Raw genomic sequence first — 20,155 nt, forward strand, 5'->3', positions numbered from 1 at the left:
GCGGCGCTGCCGCCTCGCGCGGGCCGCGCCGGCGCCCCGCGCGCGCGCGCCTGGCGGCTGCTGCTGGCCGCAGCCGCCTCGGGCGCTGCAGCGCTAGCCCTGCTGTGGCTCCTCAACGCTGTACTGCTGCCGCCGACGGCAGCAGCACAGCAGAGCCACATTGGGCGCGCGCTGCAGCTGCTCCAGGAGGGCCGTCTCGATCAAATCGCCAATATCATCCTGCGCAAGCTTCAGATGAATTGGCATTTGATCAACGTCTCGGCCTGGAGCAAAGTGCTGATCACCAGCCTAATTGTCATAGCTGTGATCGTGTTCCGCCCCCGCGGCGTATTCCGCGGATGGCAGGACCGTTACCCGTGGTATATGCACGGGTTCACGGCCAACACCGTGGGCGCCTTGGCGGTGCTCCTCGTCAATGACTCGGGTGTTGTCGCCGCAGCGACCTTGATCGTTTACGTCGCAGTCCCGATGCTGCTCCTCCAAATGGACGAGTCCGCTTCGACAACTCAGCGCTACTTGCCGGCACCACCTCCGGTGGAACCGGAATAGATCGAACTTGTCTTCTAGCTACTCAATTACTTTCGTAAATGTGTCGTACTAGCATCAGCTTGGTTCTAGTTGCCTACATGACATGGCTACCCTGCACCGAGCCTTCGCAGCGCACAAACACGTACACACAAAAGTTACTAGTCCAGGTAAGCCAATTCAACTTACTCGCGCCACAAAAAGGTTACATTATAAAACAGGGCGATTAGGTGAAATCCGATTGCCCTGTTTTTTATTATTTTGTTGAAGTAGTAAACTTAAAACTCCTTGAGTTTGGCAGCAGGTGACTGAATTGATAAAAGAGAAGGAAGCTGCGGATTGCGAGCTTGCAAATCTGAAAGGTGATTTTCAAGCGCTTCAGGAGCTCAAGGATGAGTTGCTCCGAAAACAGAGGGAAGACCATGAGCGGGAGCCCTACAACCGAACAAACCTAAGAATGAAAAGCAAAAAGAATAGGTGCCCGAAGGCGTCATTTGTACTCATGCTCTTCATTTTCGATTTGCAGGACTCGTGTGCTTGCCTGATCAACAAGTTGTTGTGTGGATTTCGCCAAATTCGTGTATAAATTATTAGCTTGTTGATTTTGAGCCCCTAATTCGAATTGTTCAAGCTAGCCTTAAAGCCGCTAGAGTTTTTATGCAGAACTTATGCGGATTTGAAAAAACCAGCGCCTTACGTGTTGACGCTATCCTAGCTTTTTTCATGCATCAGGAATCGGTTCAGATCTCCATAAATGATTTTGTCGGAGTATCTTAGATGATTTTGTTGTTTTTTTCGAAAGGGTTCACAGAATACCGGATCCGTTTTTTCACCGCTTGGTTTTCTGTAGCACTTATTCCCTGTGTATATATAATGCTCGGTAACGAAACTGCCGTCCCTAAGGACTGCAAATTGCGGTTTATTTAAAGCAAACAAATCATTTCCAAAACCTAAGCCCTGCACGGAATCGCTGCCCAACAAATGGAGTATTGTCGGCTTAAGATCGATTTGCCCGGAAACCACACTCATTTTTCTTCCCTTTACGCCGGGAATGTGAATAACCAGAGGAACTTGCTGCAGCTGTACATGATCAAAAGCGGTTAGCTTTTCTTTTCCCAGAAATTCAGCCATCGCTTTACGGTGTTTCTTTGATATTCCATAATGGTCCCCGTAAAGTATAAAGACTGAATTATCATACAACCCCGCAGCCTTAATTCTTTTGAAAAAGTGTTTTAAGGCTTCATCCGTATATCGTACTGTTTCTATGTAGTGATTTAACGTTTTTGATTTTGAATTATATTGCGGGATCAGCCTGTCCTCAGGATTCAGCTCAAAGGGATGATGATTCGTCAGCGTGATGAGCTTTGCGTAAAAAGGCTGCGGCAATGTAAGAAGCTTATCCATAGATTGCTCAAAAAAAGGAATGTCCTTAAGTCCCCACCCTACAGAGTTTTTTTCGGTAATGTTATAATCCTCTGCTGAAAAAAACCGCTCATAGCCTATGGTTTTGTACATTTGATCGCGATTCCAGAATGTCTTATTATTCCCATGCAAAACAACCGGGTAATATCCATTCTTTTTCAACTGCTTGGGTAGCGAGTAATAACTGTTTTGACTATGCGTAAAGAATACGGCTCCGCTTGGCAGCGGGTAGAGCATGGTATCGATGATAAATTCAGCGTCAGAGGTTTTGCCATGCCCCGTTTGATGATAAAACTGATCAAAATAAAAGCTGTTTTTTATAAGGTCGTTTAGGAAAGGTGTAATCTCCTGATCAAATATTTTCTTTTCAAGCACGAAACTTTGCACGGATTCCATTGAAATCAGAAATACATTACGCCCTTTAGCCAAACCGTACATTTTAGGATCCAAAACATCTTTGGGCGCAGACTCTACATAGGTTTTAACGATTTCCAAGTCTTTACTACCTGCAGAAACGATTTTAGCTTTTATCCTTGCCGTGATCAATGTATCACACACGAGATAGTTGAAAGCGCCGATATTTTTCACCACGATTTGGCGGTCGAAAGTACGGGTCAGTAAATCCGGACGAATCTTATCCACCATCTTCAAGTTTAACGAAAACAGAATAACGGCACACGTAATCATACAGATAATATGGGTTCGGCTGACGCCAACACTGCGTCTGTTACTACGATATATCAATATGAATAATATCATAGAATCAACGAATACAAGAAAATCCGACGGTCGCAAAAGATCCAATATGCTCCCTCGCAATTGACTTAATTGAGTAGACCGAAGCAATACCGTCAAGGTTATGAAATCATTGAAAAACCGGTAATAAAGCATATTAACAAAAAGGAGAAAACCAGACATCATGCTTACAATAAGAATTGCGATATAAGAACGGTTTCTTACAAACGCTAAGCTTAGACCTAGCATTACCAATATGGAGCTGACCGGGTTAATGAAAAGAATAAGTTCCTGATACCAACCTGAGACGGGAAGGTCAAAGTGAAAACGGTGCGTGAGGTATGTTTTTAACCAAATCATGAGTACAGCCAAATATAATAAAGCATGCTTTAACGCATGGCGTTTTAAATCCGGTAAGTATTTCAAAGATACTCTCCCCCTTAAAAGAACTAGCATTTAGGGTTGACATTTTTTCTCAAAATATGCAGCCTGCTTTATGGTAATCATAAAAAGGGACAGTTGGTGTCTCGTGACACTTCTGGAAGAGTATGTTATATCTCGCCTTAGGAATAATAACAGGATCAAGCTCCTAATGTTTACGGAGGGACCATGACCCAACAAACGATGCAGTCGACCGCAGAATCAAAAGCTATCGCGTTTGCATTATTGTTGATAGCCAGTTATGTATCACCGTTGTTTATCCTTGGTGAAAACGCACATATTAGAGTACATGATAATCTGGATTCGAATATTGCCTGGTACAAGGTTCTTGTCCAAAGCGGAGAATGGTTCGGCAGTGTGAATGCAACCATTCCTCAGCTTATCAACGGTTTACCGCGAAATGCGTTAGGTACCGAATTTAGCGGTATCGTGCTCCTTCACGCGCTATTCCCGTCGATGCTCGCTTATGCGCTTAGTCAAACCATCACGCGTATTATTGCTTTTATCGGAATGTATCTGCTTCTGAAAGCACATTTGGTGAAGGAGCCGGAAACTTGGCCGATCCGGGTTTTTGTGGCGGCCGCCTTTGCTATTACCCCGTTTTGGCCGTCCGGTATGCTGAGTACGCTTGGTCATCCGCTGGCATTATGGGCATTTTTGAATATTCGCTCGCGCCGATCTTCGTGGCGGGAATGGTTAACCCTCGCTCTTCTGCCGTTTTATGCGAGTCTAGTGCTTGGCTTTTTTTTCTTTTTGTTTGCCATCGGTGTGCTTTGGTTCAGGGATCTGATCGTCAAACGGGATTTGAATCCGGTTTTTCTAAGCAGTATTGCTTTTATGACCGGAATGTTTCTCTTAATTGACTACAGACTTGTTTATTCCCTTGTATTAAACGATGCGACAAGCCGCAATGAGTTTTTGTCTTCACGTTTAGGATTATGGCGGTGCGTACGACTCACATTTAAAAATTTCATTTATGGACACCACCATGTGGCAACCATTCATAGCTTTGTCATTTTGCCGATAACCATAACCGTTTTTTTCATAACCGCATTGCGAAAAAACCGGGATCGGACTGAACGGGCTTTTCTCCTTCTGCTTGTAATAAACCTTGGGCTTTCGACTTGGTACGCGTTCTGGTTTCACAAGGCATGGCAGCCGTTGAAGGAAGAAATCAGCCTGCTGAACACTTTTAATTTCGCGCGATTTCACTTTCTTCGCCCTTTAATCATCTATGCCGGGTTCGCATTGGGTTGTACGATCCTGTGGAGAATGGGGCGTTTAGGCAGACGGGTTGCGATTGGATCCCTCTCTCTTCAAATGATCGTGCTGTTTATGTCCAATGAGGAAATCGTATACCGCAGCATCAATGCTCCGACCTTCCGCCAATTTTATGCCGTCAATCAATTCACGGACATACGCGAAACAATCGGATTGCCGATGAACGAATACCGGGTAGCGAGTATCGGGCTGCACCCGGCTATTGCACAATATAACGGTTTTTACACGTTGGACACCTACAATAACTTCTATCCGCTATCATACAAACACCGATTTCGTCAAATAATAGCAAAGGAATTGGACAAAAACTCCAAGCTGAAAACCTATTTTGATACGTGGGGTGGAAGGTGCTATATATTTGTCGACGAACTCGGAAAGAAATATGACTACCGGAAGAACTCAAAGAAAAAAATTCGCCATTTGCAGCTCGATACAAACAAATTTAAAGAAATGGGCGGCAGGTTTCTATTCTCTTCCGTTCCGATAATGAATTCAAGCGCCAATCGTTTAAGACTGCTGAATGTATTTGATAACCGAAATTCCGCATGGCGTATCTACGTATACGAGGTGATTTAATAAATCTGGGAGGGAGGCTTGCTCTCGATGAAACTACCGGTACTCACGATTGTCGTCCCTTGTTATAACGAGGAGGAAGTGCTTGTACAAACGTTCCTGGAATTGCGCGGGGTTCTCAATCATTTAATGCAAGAGCAGCTAATAGCGTTAACCAGCAAGCTGTTGTTTGTAGACGATGGAAGCAAGGATCGGACGTGGTCAATGATTACAACTGAACATGCTAATCATCCGGAAATCACCGGCCTAAAGCTGGCCCGGAATTTCGGGCACCAAAAAGCGGTGCTTGCGGGTTTGGAAGCTGCGTGCGCTCACTCCGACTGTGTCATCTCAATCGATGCCGATCTACAGGACGATATCAACGTCATACGTGATTTTGTGCTCAAGTTCCACGAAGGCTTCGATATCGTTTACGGCGTACGCGCCAGCCGAAAAACCGATACTTGGTTTAAACGGGCATCGGCACTGGCTTTTTATCGGATAATGACCCGGATTGGTATCCGATTGATTCCCAATCACGCAGATTTCCGATTAATGTCCAAACGTGCAATATTGGAATTATGCCGTTACAGTGAGACGAATGTATTCCTGCGGGGTATCGTGCCATTAATCGGTTTCACGATGACGAAGGTTTATTATGATCGAAAAGAGCGTTTTGCGGGACGTTCTAAATACAGTTTAAGAAAAATGCTGTCATTTGCATTAGATGGAATCGCATCATTCAGCGTGGTTCCGATCCGTTTCGTAAGTTCTGTTGGTTTTGTTTTACTTATTGTGAGTATCGTTGCAGGTGCCTACGCACTCATTCAAAAGTGGTTCGGAGAAACAAAAGCAGGATGGACTTCACTCATGATCTCCATTTGGTTTCTGGGAGGTCTTCAGCTGCTCGGAATAGGTATTATTGGGGAATATATTGGAAAAATCTTTATCGAGGTCAAATGCAGGCCGAAATATGCGGTCGACATTGATTTATATTCCATTATGTTCGAGCCCGTTCTCCGTTCGCCAATTTCAGAAGGCGCTTCGTCAATACCAAGAGCATAATGCAGGTACGAGTCCTGCTATCCCTGCCATGGGCGCAGCTCAGTTGGGGTCCATTTACCTTGGACAGCGGCGCTGCCTGTAAAGCTGACTGTGGTGGGTTCGATTTTTTTGATTCCGGCGTAAAGAAGACCATCCCTTGGCGAGATAGCCTTCTAGCAAATGACGTGTACCCTAAGCTTGATCTATTAAAAATGCTCCACTTCCTGCGGTTTGCGTTTTCCCCAAGCCAGCTGATAGATGACTGACATGACAACCAGCGCCAGCAAAGTCGAGGTGAACAGGCCGCCGATAACGGTAATGGCCAAACCGCCGGAGATCAGGCTCGTCGACGAACCCGACAGCGCGACTTTTTATTTTGCAAATAAAGTGTTAGACCAAGTAAATAAAGTTCTAGACTACAAATTAAACAGGGTAAGCAATGAATCATCTTCCCTTCCCCAATATAAATTCCAACGTGGCCCGGAATGTCGTTTGAGGGGAACCTTTCAGGGACAAAGAAGAGCAGGTCGCCCTTACCGGGTGCTTGAGGCACCGTTACGGTTATGCGCCGAAACGTTTGGGATATGGTAACGACTTTCAGCCGTCGACCAAAGTCAACGGCTCCACTCCATCTAGCATACACTCCAAACTACCTACCCAACCAAACCCTCCCACTCCGCAAAAACTGACTCCAGCTGCTGTTTCGCTTCTTCCAGTTTGGTGGTAATATCCTGTACCATGACATAGTCGTTGTACACTTCCGGCTTGGTGAGTTCACTCTCAAAAGCAGCAATTTCCGCCTCCAGCCGGGTAATATCTTGCTCCAATTGCTCGACTCTGCGCTGACGGTTCCGCTCTTCGCGCTTTGCCTGCTTGTCCTGTTCATAATTGCCCGACTTTTCGACAGCGTCTGAAGCCTTGGCTGGCTTATCATTCGCTATTTTTTGCTGTTCTTCCGCCTTCAGCTCCTCAATCTCCTGCACTTTCTCCAAATATTCGTCGTAATTTCCCAGGAAATGATTCGCGCCGCTCGGGGTTAATTCTACAATCCGTTCCGCCATTTTATTCAGAAAGTACCGGTCATGCGATATAAAAAGCAAAGTGCCGTCGAAATCCATCAACGAAGCTTCCAGCACTTCCTTGCTGAATAGGTCCAAATGGTTCGTAGGCTCATCGAGAATCAGCACATTAGCCTTGAGCAGCATGAGCTTCGCCAGCGAGACCCGTGCTTTTTCCCCGCCGCTGAGCGCCGAAATGCGTTTCAACACATCTTCCCCGCTGAACAAGAAGTTCCCCAGCACCGTACGAATCCGAGCCTCCTCCAAATGAGGATAAGCGCCCCAAAGCTCTTCCAGCACCGTGTTAGTAGGATTTAACCCAGTCTGTTCTTGATCGTAGTACCCGATTTTCACGTTGGCCCCCCAACGGATACTTCCCGCAAAAGGCTCCCGCTGCCCAACCAGGCATTTCAATAGAGTAGACTTCCCAATCCCGTTTGGACCGATTAAGGCCACCGTATCGCTGCGTTTCAGATCAAATCCCACATGCTCGAACAGCTTCCGCCCGCCATCGAACACAACCGACAAATCCTGCACCGATAACACATCCCGGCCGGTCGTCTGCTCCACTTCAAAAGAGAAATGAGCCTTCTTCAACTCACCCATAGGCTTGTCCATCCGGTCCATTTTCTCCAGCGCTTTCCGGCGGCTTTGCGCACGTTTGGTCGTAGAGGCGCGGGCGATATTTTTCTGTACAAAATCCTCCAGCTTCGAAATCTCATCCTGCTGTTTCTCGTACATTTTCATTTCGATCTCGTATTCGGCCGCCTTCAATTCCATATAGCGTGTGTAGTTCCCGGCATAGCGTTTAGACTGGTGACGCTCAATTTCATATATCGTGCCGACTAACGCATCCAGGAAGTACCGGTCATGGGACACCACAAGGATCGCGCCGGGATAGGACCTCAAATACCCCTCCAGCCAAGTCAGCGTTGGAATATCCAGATAGTTGGTAGGTTCGTCGAGCATCAGTAAATCCGGTGACTGGAGCAAAATCCGCGCCAAAGCCAATCTCGTCTTCTGTCCACCGCTTAACGTGTGAATCAATGTGTCCGGAGCAAAATCCCCAAACCCCATCCCGTGCAGCACTCCCCGGATCCGCGCCTGAATTTCATACCCGCCTTGCTCCCGGAACCAGTCCGACTTCGCAGCATAGCGCTTTAAGGTTGCATCGTACTCTTTTTCATCGGCCAGCACTTCCGGTTCCGCCATCCGGGCTTCCAACTCCCGAAGTTCCTGCTCAACCGCAAGCAAAGGAGCAAACACATGCAGCATTTCATCCCAAATCGTCCTGTCCGATTGAAGCCCGCTGTTTTGCGCCAGATATCCGATTTTCGTTTCCTTGGCCTTAAACATCTCCCCGCTGTCGTAACTCATCTCACCCGCGAGAATTTTCAGGAAAGTCGACTTGCCCGCGCCGTTCACGCCTACCAGGCCGATCCGTTCCCGTTCCTGCACTTGTATCGATATATTCGTAAGTACGGTTTTGACGCCGTAACTTTTCTGTATGGCATTCGCTTGAAGCAGCATGCTTGGTTTTCCCCCTAATAAAATGCTTATATCTCAAGTTTACATGAATTTACGCCCGGTTGCGACAGCATTCGGCTTTAAAGTACAATACGGACAGGCTTTTCTCATGCTAAAATAAAACTATAACGATACTATCCGGACAGGAATGCACACGATGAGCGATTGGACTATAGACGAACTCAAAAAAATAACAAGAACCCGCATCCGAACCTTGCGCGCTTCCATGACAGCGGAGGAGCATGCCTCGAAATCGGAGGAAATTTGCTTACGTGTGATTAGGGATGTTGTGTCCATAATGAAGCCCGGTTCCACACTGTTTACTTTTATGCCCATGCCGGGCGAAGCGGATGTGACGGGGATTCTAGAGCATTGCTGGTCCAACGGAATCCCGGCTGCAGTGCCTAAGGTTGAGCCCTCGACCAGGGATATGACCTTTCATTACATTAATAGTTATGATGACGTACAAAAGGGACGCTATGGTATCCGCGAACCGTTGCCATCAACCCGGCTCGCCGAGCCGCTCTCAGCAGGTCTGCTGCTAGTGCCTGGATTGGCCTTCGACGCTGCGGGAAGAAGATTGGGGATGGGCGGCGGGTATTATGACCGTTTTATGGAAAAAGTAAAAGCTTCGGGCCTTCTATTTCCCGTGGCCGCACCGGCTTATGAACTGCAGCTGGTCGAAAAGGTACCTTTCGAAGCTCACGATCTCGTTGTGAATATGGTAATAACGGAAAGGAAATCCTACCATTTTCACAATTTCTCAACACCCGGTTGACAAGGCTGTTCGGGCATGAAACAATGTGGACAAAGTCACAAATTTTGTAGGAAGATTCTACAATGAAAGGGGACCGGGCTTATGGGTTCCGAACAGGGGTTCACGCATTTTAACGAACAAGGACGCGCCCGCATGGTGGATATATCGGAGAAAGAGATCACGAAGCGCGAGGCAACAGCCCGAACTACGGTAACGATGCATCCGGGAACGCTGGGTTTGATTAAGCAGGGAGGCATTGCCAAAGGCGATGTGCTTGCGGTTTCGCAAGTAGCCGGCATTATGGCAGCCAAGAAAACCTCTGACTGGATCCCCATGTGCCATCCGCTGCCGCTGACGGGTATCGATATTATTTTTGACGATAACGGGAATAACGAACTTTATATAGAAGCAACTGTGAGAACGACAGGGAAGACCGGGGTGGAGATGGAGGCTTTAACGGCCGTCTCTGCCGCTGCATTAACGGTCTATGATATGTGTAAAGCAGTTCAGAAGGATATGGTCATCGGGCCTACCCTGCTGACAGCCAAGTCGGGCGGCAAGAATGGGGATTATCGGCTAGGCAGCTGACATACGCATATCACTCACTTCGTAAACTTGCAGCTCGAATCTTCAGGGGAGGGAAAACGCATGAGTTGGAAAGTGGCTATTCTAACCGCCAGCGACAAGGGGTCGCGCGGGGAGAGGGAAGATACGAGCGCTCAAGTGATCCGCGAGCTTGTAGAAGAGGAACTTCAGGGCGAAATCGTAGAATACCGGATTGTGCCGGACGAAATGAACGAAATCAGCGCGGCGCTGATCGAAATGTCGGAGTATTATCAAGCCGATTTGATTTTTACAACAGGCGGTACCGGGCTCAGCGTACGGGACGTTACGCCGGAAGCTACCTTGAAAGTCATCGACCGGGAAGTGCCGGGCATGGCGGAAGCGATGCGCATGGCCGGGATGGAGAAGACGCGCCGGGCTATGCTCTCCCGCGGCATCTGCGGTTTGCGCGGGCAGACTTTGATTGTGAACCTGCCGGGCAGCCCGAAGGGCGTTGCCGAGAATTTGGCCGTCATTATGGATCAGCTGCCGCATGCGCTGCAGATTTTGACCGGGCGGATCGGGGAGCATTCTCATGAAGCGTGAGTCCATGCTGCGGGAAGTGAAAGTAGAAGACGCCATCGGCATGGTATTGGCCCATGACCTGACCCAGATTATTCCGGGGCAGTTCAAGGGCCGTCTTTTTCGTAAAGGACATGTCATCACCGAGCAAGATCTGCCGAACCTGCTGAACATCGGGAAAGAGCATATTTATATTTTGGATCTTCAGCAGGGATATCTGCATGAGGACGACGCGGCGCAGCGGATGGCTGAAGCGATCCAGGGGGCGAATATCGAGCTGTCGCAGCCCCATGAAGGGAAAGTGACGCTGAAATCGTCCATCCATGGTTTAGCCAAGATCAATAAATCTTTCATAGATGAAGTGAATGCTTTGGGCGAAATCGCCATGGCTACAGTGAAGACGAACACCGTTGTACAGCCGGGTCAGGCACTTGTCGGCACGAGGGTGATTCCTCTAATCGTGGAAGAGTCAAAGATATCGGAAGTTGAGAGACTAGCAGGGAACCACCGCTCCTCCTCGAGCCTTATCCAAGTAAAACCGTTTCAGCCTCTAAAAGTCGGACTTCTGACCACCGGCAGCGAGGTGTTTAAGGGCCGGATTGAGGACCGTTTTGGCCCGATCGTGAAGGAGAAAGTAGCTGCGTTCGGCTCTGAGGTGATAAAGCAGCGTTTCGCTACAGATGATCTCGGGCAGATTGCCGGGGAAATCCTCCGGTTTAAGGAGGAAGGCTGTCAGCTGATTCTTGTCACCGGCGGTATGTCGGTCGATCCGGATGACCGCACACCGGGAGCGATTAAGCAGACAGGGGCGGAGATCGTCAGCTACGGCACGCCCATGCTGCCCGGATCCATGCTGATGATGGCCTATCTCGACGGAGTCCCTGTAATGGGATTGCCCGGCTGCGTTATGCATGACCCCTATACTTCGTTTGACGTGCTGCTGCCGCGAATCTGCGCAGGCGAGATCATCGAACGGCCGGAAATTACGGAGCTTGGGTACGGCGGGATGCACGGTTGTTAACTGTTCATTGGTAAATTTTAATCGTTACAAAATCATGAAATCTATGTTTTTCTCCAGGAAATCGGATACAATGGGAGAATAGCAATGAATTTGAGGTTCATGGAGGAATTGATATGAGTAGCATAGGACCGACTGGTTTTATTTTATTGATAGTTGTAGCTTTACTGCTTTTCGGGCCGAACAAGCTGCCTGAACTGGGCCGTGCTTTCGGCAGAACGCTCCGCGAATTCAAGCAGGGCGCTAAGGACATTATGGATGACGATAACGAACCTCGCCGCCGTGAAGTCGGCCGCAATGATGTACAGAAGCTCGATGCTGAAGTAGTTTCGCAAGCCAGCCACAGCGAGAATACAAACAAAGACCGTAGATTACCGGAATAACTATAACCGATACTCCCCTTCCTTGAGACGATTACGACGGACGAACCCCGCTCGCCTGAGCCCGAGTTTGCCGGACGGTTCGCCTTGTCCGTGGAAGGGGATTGTTATGTCACGTGAAGAAGGCAGGTGAAAACATATGAGCCACATGGACGAAATGTCGCTGGTGGATCATTTAACGGAGCTCCGAACCCGGATCATCCGGGTACTGGCAGTGTTGGTATTGTCTATGATTGCCGGTTTCTTTGCTGCAGAACCGATTATTAAATATCTGATGGATTCGATTCCCGTCGGTACGATTAATTTGAACGCCCTTTCTCCATGGGACGGGATCAGCATGTATATGAAGTTTGCGTTCATCATTGCCCTCGTGATCACACTGCCGGTGATATTATACCAGGTGTGGTCGTTTGTCAGCCCGGGGCTTCGTCCGATCGAACGTTCCGCTACGCTGCGGTACATTCCGATTGCAGTGATCCTGTTTCTGGCTGGAATGGCTTTTGCCTATTTCGTCATTTTTCCGCTCGCTTTTAACTTTACATCTTCTGTAACCCGCAATTTGGAGTTAAATGAGATGTACGGGATCTCACAATATTTTGCCTTCATGTTCAATATTGTCCTGCCGCTGGCACTGCTGTTCGAGCTGCCTGTCGTCGTCATGTTCCTGACGAAGCTGAGGATCCTGAACCCGCGGGTCCTGCGCAAAATCCGGAAATTCGCTTACTTCATCCTGATCGTCGTAGCCACCGTCGTTACACCGCCGGACTTCATCTCCGACATCCTGGTCGCCATTCCGCTGCTGCTGCTGTACGAATTCAGCGTGCTCCTGTCCGGCATGATCTACCGGAAGCAGCTTGCCGAGGAACGCGAGTTTGAGGAAGAGTATGGGGAAGAGCAGCACCGCCATGAACAAACTCGCACGGGTCCGTCCCGTGGCGGAGATATTGTGAGCTAGATGGGAACCGCCTAGGTAATCATTTACGCTATTCTGCTGTGTGATTACGTTAAACTTGGTAAATTTAATGTCATGTAATAAAGTTCGACCGCGATTTTCCTTATCATGCTCTTACTCGTACACTATAAGGAAAAACGCGGTCGATGTTCTTCCAAGCACCTCCAAAAAACCACAAATAGAGTAATCAGACAACAGCACAAGGTAACTCATTACCGTAACACTTTATACAGCATAGAAACACACTAGCTTATTCTATTAAATCCATTATAATGTTACTAAGTGAAGCACACTGACCTCAACAGAGGAGCAGTGTGCTTTTTGTCATTCAAAGGAGGTCATACAATGCACCCATTAACCGAGGAATTTGTTCAAAAAATGGAACGCCAATTAACAGAACGAGGACAGTATCGTAACAAATTAGGCAAGGCTGAAATCATCTTTTTAGACGAATTATGGGGGCCGTTAATGAAATACAACTTCACCGGGCTGCAGGCGGAATATCCGTTTAAAGATTCTAAGAATGGGGAGCGCTTTGCCGATTATGTGTATGTTCGAAGCGGTGTGCGGTTAGTAATCGAGATAGACGGGTATACAACCCATGCACGAAACTTGTCTATTGGAGATTTTGAAGATCATTTGTCTCGACAAAACGAATTAATTCTCAGTGGATGGACCATCCTTCGTTTTGCTGCAACCCAGGTTTCACGAGATCCTATTACATGTCAGCGTGCGATATCACAAGCAATTGGTTACAGTTGGTCTCAAGCTCACGGAGAGATTTCCCATAACTCAGGACAATTGTGGGAAGCGAGAAGACGGTTAATCATCTTGCTGGCTTCCAGAAACGACGGACATATCGAAAGCAGACACCTCACCCAAGAATTCCACATCACCACCCGCACCGCCACCAACTGGCTGCGACGCTTCGCACAAGAAGGACTCCTACTCCCAGTCGCACCCAACAAACGGACAACCTCCTACCGCCTAAGCTAACCTAAGCATGTAACCAAGCATATCCCCCCAAATTTTGGACAGAATGATGAAGGTTGACCCGGGGCATCTCCCGTAATATGAAGATTTTTATAAAAAATGCCTATGGGCACTTGAAAACTGATGAGAAATTCCGTATTATAAAAATTGTTATTAGCACTTAACCGAATTGAGTGCTAACAAAATCCGACACACTTCACAAAACCAAATTAACCAAATTTGAAGGAGGCACATTTCTCATGATTAAACCGTTAGGAGATCGCGTAGTACTTGAAGCCGTTGCTAAGGAGGAAACCACAGCGTCCGGTATCGTTCTGCCCGACACAGCGAAAGAGAAGCCGCAAGAGGGTAAAGTTGTTGCCGTAGGCGCAGGTACTCTGAAAGATGGCGTACGCGTTCCTCTAGAAGTGAAAGAGGGAGACCGTGTAATCTTCTCCAAATACGCCGGTACCGAAGTGAAATTCGAAGGCCGCGAACTTTTGATTATGCGCGAAAGCGATATTCTTGCCTTACTTGGTTAATCGAACGTAACCTACTTAGGCACTGGAAAGCACACATAAGCTGTCCGACACGGCGGCTCACTATAATAATATAATTTAGGGAGGCATTTCCTCATGGCAAAAGAAATCCGTTTCAGTGAAGACGCACGCCGCTCCATGCTGCGTGGTGTAGATGCTCTGGCTAACGCAGTAAAAGTAACTTTGGGACCTAAAGGACGCAACGTCGTTCTTGAGAAAAAATTCGGCAGCCCGTTGATCACAAACGACGGTGTTACGATCGCCAAAGAAATCGAACTGGAAGATGCATTCGAGAACATGGGTGCTCAGCTGGTTAAAGAAGTAGCAACTAAGACTAACGATGTAGCCGGCGACGGTACAACTACAGCAACAGTTCTGGCTCAAGCGATGATCCGCGAAGGTCTGAAAAACGTTACTGCAGGCGCTAACCCAATGGTTCTTCGCAAAGGGATCGACAAAGCGGTTCGTGCAGCTGTAGAAGAACTGAAAAACATCGCAAAACCAATCCAAACTTCCCAAGAAATCGCACAAGTAGCTGCCATCTCCGCTGCTGACGATGAAGTCGGTCAACTGATCGCTGAAGCTATGGATAAAGTCGGCAAAGACGGCGTTATCACTGTAGAAGAATCCCGTGGATTCGCTACTGAGCTTGAAGTGGTAGAAGGTATGCAGTTTGACCGCGGATACATTTCTCCATACATGATTACTGACACTGACAAAATGGAAGCTGTTCTGGAAGATCCGTACATCCTGATCACAGACAAGAAGCTGACTAACATTCAAGAAATCCTGCCAGTGCTTGAGAAAGTCGTACAACAAGGCCGTCCTTTGCTGATCATCGCTGAAGATGTAGAAGGCGAAGCACAAGCTACTCTGGTAGTAAACAAACTGCGCGGAACATTCACTTGCGTAGCGGTAAAAGCTCCTGGCTTTGGCGACCGCCGCAAAGCAATGCTGCAGGATATCGCTGCACTTACAGGCGGCCAAGTGATTACAGAAGAGCTTGGATTGGATCTGAAATCCACTACTGTAGAGCAACTGGGACGCGCTCGCCAAGTTCGCGTAACTAAAGAAAACACCATCATCGTAGACGGAAACGGCCAACCGGCTGACATCTCCGCACGCGTAAACCAAATCAAAGCACAACTGGAAGAGACTACTTCCGAGTTCGATAAAGAGAAGCTGCAAGAACGTCTGGCTAAATTGGCTGGCGGCGTAGCAGTTATCAAAGTCGGCGCTGCGACTGAAACTGAGCTGAAAGAGCGTAAACTGCGCATCGAAGATGCTTTGAACGCAACTCGCGCTGCCGTTGAAGAAGGTATCGTAGCCGGCGGCGGTACTGCCTTGGTGAACGTATTTGCCGCAGTTGCTGCAGTTCAAGCAGAAGGCGACGAAAAGACAGGCGTTAACCTGATCCTTCGCTCCCTGGAAGAGCCGGTTCGCACGATCGCAGCTAACGCTGGTCTGGAAGGCTCCGTTATCGTTGAGCGCCTGAAGAAAGAATCCTCAGGCACTGGCTTCAACGCTGCTACCGGCGAATGGGTGAACATGATCGAAGCAGGTATCGTTGACCCTGCGAAAGTAACTCGTTCCGCTCTGCAAAACGCAGCTTCCGTAGCAGCTATGTTCCTGACAACTGAAGCGGTCATCGCTGATAAGCCAGAGCCTAACAAACCAGCTATGCCAGACATGGGCGGCATGGGTGGAATGGGCGGCATGATGTAATCCATCATTCCACTAAATAGAACCTTCCGTAAGTTATCTAACTTACGGAAGGTTTTTTTATTTTCTGCGAGTCCAATGGACTATAATTTCTCTTAAAAAATTTATCGAACCATGTCGAAATGCCGATATAGTTTATGAGACTATAGACATGGAGAGGAATGGAATTACATGAAGTGGTTTACCAACAGGAAATTAACATTTAAGCTGGCATTTATGATCGGATTGCTGCTGATCGTCGCTTTTGGCAGTATCATCGGGTTTAATTTGAATTTAATTTATAAGAACAGCGTTCGAATTGGAGAGTCCGATGCCAAAAACACAACGAGCCATCTGAGTGCCGATGTACAAGCGAATTTGACGCAAGTGGAAGAGAAACTGAATACCTTCCGGAACGTGATGAAAACTGCTAGGACAACAAATGCTTTAAGCAGGGAAGAGATTGTGCGGATGCTCCGGTCCGAGCTGTCGATGAATGATCAGCTGATCGCCGTTTATACGGTATGGGAACCGAATGCTTTTGACGGAAAAGATGCTAGTGAGGTGCTTAAACATCCTTACGATGATGCTACGGGGCGTTTTGTTCCATACTTATCGAGCGCCGGCGGACAAATCCGGGCCGAACCCACCCTGGACTACGACAAAGAAGGGGCGGGGGACTTCTACTTAATTCCGAAGAAAACCAAAGAAACCGTATGGATCGAGCCTTATATATATCCTGTGAGCGGGGTCGATACCTTAATGACTTCCATCGTGCTGCCGATTACGGATGTGAACAATAAATTTGTAGGTATTATCGGCGGGGACATCGCATTGAATACACTGCAGAAAAATATCGAGAAATTAAAGCCGAAAGGCGGCTACACGACCATGATTTCCGCAGGCGGACTCTATGTAGCGAACGGGTCTTCCAGCAAATTGATATCAAAGCCATACACAACTACATCTGCTAAGAAGGCACTTTGGACTGAAGTCAAAAAAGGCAAAGTCTCCGGTTATGCCAACGATATAGGGGGCAAAGACACACTGCGCGTATTCGTTCCCATTGCGATCAAAGGCGTGGATGCACCGTGGTACATAGAGTCCGTTATACCTAAAAAGAATATTTTAGATACGTATTATCAAAGCTTGGCGTTATCCCTGACCATTTCCATAATCGCTTTAGCTATTCTGGGGGCTGTCATCTTTTGGATCATTCGATATTTTGTGATCCGCCAGGTGCAAGAGGTCATTGTGATATCTGAAAATATGGCGAAAGGGGATTTTACAGGGAAGCTGATAGTGAAAAATGAAGATGAATTCGGCTTTATGGCAAGGCATTTCAATACGATGATTGACAACCTGCGCAACATGATCCGAACCTTAACTGAACACTCCATGTCTCTTGGTGCGACTTCTGAACAATTGACAGCAAGCGCGGAACAAACCGGTAAGGCAGCCGAAACGATTTCTTCCTCTATACAGGAAGTAGCGGCTAGTTCGGAAGCTCAGGAAAATGATGCCCGGGAGACGGCAAGGTCGATGAACGATATGGCCATCGGGATTTCACGAATTGCTGAATCAGCTTCGCTCGTTTCGGAATCCGCCAGCGATGTAACCGCCAAAACGACGGCAGGTAATACAAATATTCAACAAGCTATCGAACAAATGGAAGTGGTCAATCAAAATGTCCAAGAGAACACTGAGATTATTCAGAAGCTGAACGAGCAGTCGTCTGTGATCGGGCAGATTACCGATGTAATCAGCAATATTAGCGCTCAGACGAATTTGCTTGCTCTAAACGCGGCTATTGAGGCTGCACGTGCGGGTGAACATGGAAAAGGCTTTGCTGTTGTAGCTTCGGAAGTACGAAAGCTGGCGGAACAATCCGGCGATGCTTCTGCGAAAATTGCGAAAATGATTGAAGAAATTCAATCCGAAACCCGCAAAGCTGCGGCTACAATGCAGCAGGGAGCAGTTGAAGTTAGCAAAGGTGTCGATATTGTAGCGGTAAGCGGGGAATTGTTTAGAGCCATTTTGGACGAGATGAACCACGTAAACTCGCAAGTCCAGGAAGTCTCTGCAGCAGCCGAACAAATGAGTGCAAGTTCTGAACAAGTCCTTGCCACCGTGGAACAGTTCACCCACATCGCCCAAGGCACTTCCGAAAACTCACAGAACGTAGCCGCCGCCTCCGAAGAACAGTTAGCCACGATGGAGGAGATTACGGCCTCTACGGCACATCTGAACGACATGGTTCAGGAGCTGTTGGAAATGGTATCGAAGTTTAAGGTGTAAGAGAGATAGGAATACAAAAAAGCCCGGAACCAAAGGTTCCGGGCTTTCTCATTCACTTACTACTCGATGAAACCAACATTAGTCAGGAAGCGTTTCAGCATGGAAGCTGCTTCAGCACGTGTAGCGTTAGCTGTTGGGCTAATTTTGTTATTAGATCCAAGAACTACGCCAGACTTAACTGCTACAGCTACTTCAGCTTTCGCCCAAGTCAATTTCTTAGCGTCAGTGAAGGAAGCAAGTGCACTTGCTTGCTCAGCACCAGTAAGTTTCACTTCTTTGCCAGCGTAAGCCATCGCGCGAACTACCATTGCTGCCAGTTCTTGACGAGTGATCAGAGCGTCTGGTTTGAATTTACCTTTACCGTCGCCTACGATGATACCAGTTGCTGCAGCAGAAGTTACGTCAGCGGAGTACCATTTGCCAGCTACAACATCTGTGAAGCTGTAAGTGTTGGCAGCAACACCGTAAGTGTTAGTAGTTACGGAGTCAAGACCAAGGGAACGTACAACCAGTGCCGCGAATTCAGCACGAGTGATATTGCGGTTAGGAGCAAACGTGTCAGCAGCTACGCCTTCAACTACCAGCTTGTTAGCCAGTACTTCAACTTCAGCTTTAGACCAGTGTTTTGCAAGGTCGGAGAAAGTTTTGTTGGCTGTTACTACTGCATAAACGCTGTTACCAGTACGTTGGAACGTAGCTTCAGTTGTACCAATTGTGGAAGGAACGAATACCCATTTCTTAGCGGCAGCATCCCAACGAACAACAGTAGCGGACTTAGCTGTTCCGGAAGTAATAGCAATTGTGCGTTTCACATAAGTTTTGCCGAAAGAAGTTACATCAGCAGTCTTAGTTGCGCCTACAGCAGCGATGTTGAAGTCAACAAGCGCGCTTGCTGCTTTCAGACCTTGAGCTGTTGCAGCATCCAGACCTGCTTTTGCATCAGCATCGGACAGTTTCTTGATAGTCACTTTAATGGACTTCAGATCTTCGCCAAGCTTCTTAGCTAGAGCGTTGAAATCAAGTGCTGCCAGAGGAAGGATGTAAGAACCGTTAGCGTTTGTTACTACAAGAGTAGCGCCGGGGATCTTAGCAGCTTCTTTCAAAGCATCTACTGGAAGAGTAACGGAGTCACCGGAGAATTTCACAGTTACTTTCGTTACGCCGTTCTTGAATGCGTTAGTCAACTCGCTGGAAGTTACGTTGTCAGTAACAACGATTGTGCCAGGAGCAGTAGGTGGGATAATGATGATACCGCCGCCACCGTTGTTATTGGTAACCGAGATTTCTTTATAAACATCGGAATAGACGCTTTCATCTACAGTTTTCCAAATGAACGGGTTCAAGAGGATTTTACCTGTATTTGGAGTTTTGATTACGTCGTTAAAGGCGTAATATGTATTTCCATATACGGAATCTCCAACTTTACTAGCGTAAACAACGCCAAGAACATTTTTGTTCTCGTCATAAACGTTTACGTATACGGATTGACCAACTGATACATCACCATCAGTGTAATAAACAGTACCGCTGACTTTGTTAGTAACAGTATCGTATTTCACATCATCTTTAAAACCAGTTGCAGCAAAAGCAAGAACAGGCGCAAGCGCCGTAAGCAGCATTAGAAATGCTAGAACTCCGGAAGTCTTCTTAAGTAGTGCTTTGTTAAACAAGGTTGTTTCCCTCCTAAATGCCTTCTTTAAATTTTGTTTGCCTTTATTTACCATTATTTTCTTTCACCTCCTTCAATTGGTAAACATGATAATAATCAAAACTAATTCTACCACTATCAATATATAATTAACAACCCAAAATTTAGGTGTTAACTTAA

At 47.4% G+C, this 20,155-nt stretch carries 16 protein-coding genes and 1 pseudogene; 13 read left to right on the forward strand and 4 right to left on the reverse strand.

Annotated elements, in window-relative coordinates; all coding sequences use genetic code 11:
- Nucleotides 1-549 (forward strand): annotated as a pseudogene (locus tag ACFSUF_RS16630) (hypothetical protein); the annotation flags it as partial.
- Between the two features lie 687 nt (nt 550-1,236).
- On the opposite strand, the gene ACFSUF_RS16635 reads toward ACFSUF_RS16630, so the two are convergent.
- Complete coding sequence (locus tag ACFSUF_RS16635; RefSeq protein WP_377604477.1) at nt 1,237-3,108, reverse strand: LTA synthase family protein; 1,872 nt, start codon at nt 3,106-3,108, stop codon at nt 1,237-1,239.
- Between the two features lie 183 nt (nt 3,109-3,291).
- Here ACFSUF_RS16635 and ACFSUF_RS16640 point away from each other — a divergent pair, with 183 nt between their 5' ends.
- On the forward strand, nt 3,292-4,980 hold the full coding sequence (locus ACFSUF_RS16640) for a DUF6044 family protein (protein ID WP_377604479.1): 1,689 nt from the start codon (nt 3,292-3,294) through the stop codon (nt 4,978-4,980).
- A gap of 27 nt (nt 4,981-5,007) precedes the next feature.
- Nucleotides 5,008-6,021: a glycosyltransferase family 2 protein gene (locus ACFSUF_RS16645; RefSeq protein WP_377604481.1), complete on the forward strand. Its 1,014-nt coding sequence runs from the start codon at nt 5,008-5,010 to the stop codon at nt 6,019-6,021.
- 316 nt (nt 6,022-6,337) lie between these two features.
- Here the strand turns inward: ACFSUF_RS16645 and ACFSUF_RS16650 are convergent, their stop codons facing one another.
- On the reverse strand, nt 6,338-6,643 hold the full coding sequence (locus ACFSUF_RS16650; protein ID WP_377604483.1) for an NlpC/P60 family protein: 306 nt from the start codon (nt 6,641-6,643) through the stop codon (nt 6,338-6,340).
- A gap of 10 nt (nt 6,644-6,653) precedes the next feature.
- Complete coding sequence (locus tag ACFSUF_RS16655) at nt 6,654-8,588, reverse strand: ABC-F family ATP-binding cassette domain-containing protein (RefSeq protein ID WP_377604485.1); 1,935 nt, start codon at nt 8,586-8,588, stop codon at nt 6,654-6,656.
- Nucleotides 8,589-8,742: 154 nt separating this feature from the next.
- Between ACFSUF_RS16655 and ACFSUF_RS16660 the strand changes: the two genes are divergently transcribed.
- From ACFSUF_RS16660 to ACFSUF_RS16705, 10 genes are all read left to right on the forward strand, one after another.
- Complete coding sequence (locus ACFSUF_RS16660; RefSeq protein WP_377604487.1) at nt 8,743-9,363, forward strand: 5-formyltetrahydrofolate cyclo-ligase; 621 nt, start codon at nt 8,743-8,745, stop codon at nt 9,361-9,363.
- Between the two features lie 81 nt (nt 9,364-9,444).
- Nucleotides 9,445-9,930, forward strand: a complete 486-nt coding sequence (gene moaC, locus ACFSUF_RS16665; protein WP_377604489.1) for a cyclic pyranopterin monophosphate synthase MoaC — start codon at nt 9,445-9,447, stop codon at nt 9,928-9,930.
- Nucleotides 9,931-9,990: 60 nt separating this feature from the next.
- On the forward strand, nt 9,991-10,491 hold the full coding sequence (locus ACFSUF_RS16670; RefSeq protein WP_377604491.1) for a MogA/MoaB family molybdenum cofactor biosynthesis protein: 501 nt from the start codon (nt 9,991-9,993) through the stop codon (nt 10,489-10,491).
- On the forward strand, nt 10,481-11,488 hold the full coding sequence (locus tag ACFSUF_RS16675; protein WP_377604494.1) for a molybdopterin-binding protein: 1,008 nt from the start codon (nt 10,481-10,483) through the stop codon (nt 11,486-11,488). The genes ACFSUF_RS16670 and ACFSUF_RS16675 overlap by 11 nt, the downstream gene beginning before the upstream one ends.
- A 113-nt stretch (nt 11,489-11,601) precedes the next feature.
- On the forward strand, nt 11,602-11,868 hold the full coding sequence (locus ACFSUF_RS16680; RefSeq protein WP_377604496.1) for a twin-arginine translocase TatA/TatE family subunit: 267 nt from the start codon (nt 11,602-11,604) through the stop codon (nt 11,866-11,868).
- A gap of 136 nt (nt 11,869-12,004) precedes the next feature.
- Nucleotides 12,005-12,820, forward strand: a complete 816-nt coding sequence (gene tatC / locus ACFSUF_RS16685) for a twin-arginine translocase subunit TatC (protein ID WP_377604498.1) — start codon at nt 12,005-12,007, stop codon at nt 12,818-12,820.
- Between the two features lie 342 nt (nt 12,821-13,162).
- Nucleotides 13,163-13,813, forward strand: a complete 651-nt coding sequence (locus tag ACFSUF_RS16690) for a DUF559 domain-containing protein (protein WP_377604500.1) — start codon at nt 13,163-13,165, stop codon at nt 13,811-13,813.
- 236 nt (nt 13,814-14,049) lie between these two features.
- Nucleotides 14,050-14,331 (forward strand): co-chaperone GroES, encoded by a 282-nt coding sequence (gene groES / locus ACFSUF_RS16695; protein ID WP_377604502.1) that lies wholly within the window; start codon nt 14,050-14,052, stop codon nt 14,329-14,331.
- A gap of 93 nt (nt 14,332-14,424) precedes the next feature.
- The gene (gene groL, locus ACFSUF_RS16700) at nt 14,425-16,053 is read left to right on the forward strand and encodes a chaperonin GroEL (RefSeq protein WP_377604504.1); all 1,629 of its coding nucleotides are present in this window, start codon (nt 14,425-14,427) and stop codon (nt 16,051-16,053) included.
- Between the two features lie 168 nt (nt 16,054-16,221).
- The gene (locus ACFSUF_RS16705; RefSeq protein WP_377604506.1) at nt 16,222-18,327 is read left to right on the forward strand and encodes a methyl-accepting chemotaxis protein; all 2,106 of its coding nucleotides are present in this window, start codon (nt 16,222-16,224) and stop codon (nt 18,325-18,327) included.
- 59 nt (nt 18,328-18,386) lie between these two features.
- Here ACFSUF_RS16705 and ACFSUF_RS16710 read toward each other — a convergent pair whose 3' ends face one another.
- Nucleotides 18,387-20,051 carry an S-layer homology domain-containing protein gene (locus ACFSUF_RS16710; protein ID WP_377604508.1) on the reverse strand — a complete coding sequence of 555 codons (1,665 nt, stop codon included), beginning with the start codon at nt 20,049-20,051 and terminating at the stop codon, nt 18,387-18,389.
- Nucleotides 20,052-20,155 lie beyond the last annotated feature (104 nt).

The organism is Paenibacillus gansuensis, from assembly GCF_042684925.1.
Taxonomy (GTDB): Bacteria; Bacillota; Bacilli; order Paenibacillales; family DY6; genus Paenibacillus_N; species Paenibacillus_N gansuensis.

Bases quoted from the DNA above. Each gene is read 5' to 3' on its own strand.
- ACFSUF_RS16660 (WP_377604487.1), top strand. From the start codon at position 8,743: ATGAGCGATTGGACTATAGACGAACTCAAAAAAATAACAAGAACCCGC.
- ACFSUF_RS16680 (WP_377604496.1), top strand. From the start codon at position 11,602: ATGAGTAGCATAGGACCGACTGGTTTTATTTTATTGATAGTTGTAGCT.
- groES (WP_377604502.1), top strand. From the start codon at position 14,050: ATGATTAAACCGTTAGGAGATCGCGTAGTACTTGAAGCCGTTGCTAAG.
- ACFSUF_RS16655 (WP_377604485.1), bottom strand. From the start codon at position 8,588: ATGCTGCTTCAAGCGAATGCCATACAGAAAAGTTACGGCGTCAAAACC.
- ACFSUF_RS16645 (WP_377604481.1), top strand. From the start codon at position 5,008: ATGAAACTACCGGTACTCACGATTGTCGTCCCTTGTTATAACGAGGAG.
- tatC (WP_377604498.1), top strand. From the start codon at position 12,005: ATGAGCCACATGGACGAAATGTCGCTGGTGGATCATTTAACGGAGCTC.
- ACFSUF_RS16640 (WP_377604479.1), top strand. From the start codon at position 3,292: ATGACCCAACAAACGATGCAGTCGACCGCAGAATCAAAAGCTATCGCG.
- ACFSUF_RS16675 (WP_377604494.1), top strand. From the start codon at position 10,481: ATGAAGCGTGAGTCCATGCTGCGGGAAGTGAAAGTAGAAGACGCCATC.
- ACFSUF_RS16710 (WP_377604508.1), bottom strand. From the start codon at position 20,051: ATGGTAAATAAAGGCAAACAAAATTTAAAGAAGGCATTTAGGAGGGAA.
- ACFSUF_RS16705 (WP_377604506.1), top strand. From the start codon at position 16,222: ATGAAGTGGTTTACCAACAGGAAATTAACATTTAAGCTGGCATTTATG.
- ACFSUF_RS16670 (WP_377604491.1), top strand. From the start codon at position 9,991: ATGAGTTGGAAAGTGGCTATTCTAACCGCCAGCGACAAGGGGTCGCGC.
- moaC (WP_377604489.1), top strand. From the start codon at position 9,445: ATGGGTTCCGAACAGGGGTTCACGCATTTTAACGAACAAGGACGCGCC.
- groL (WP_377604504.1), top strand. From the start codon at position 14,425: ATGGCAAAAGAAATCCGTTTCAGTGAAGACGCACGCCGCTCCATGCTG.
- ACFSUF_RS16690 (WP_377604500.1), top strand. From the start codon at position 13,163: ATGCACCCATTAACCGAGGAATTTGTTCAAAAAATGGAACGCCAATTA.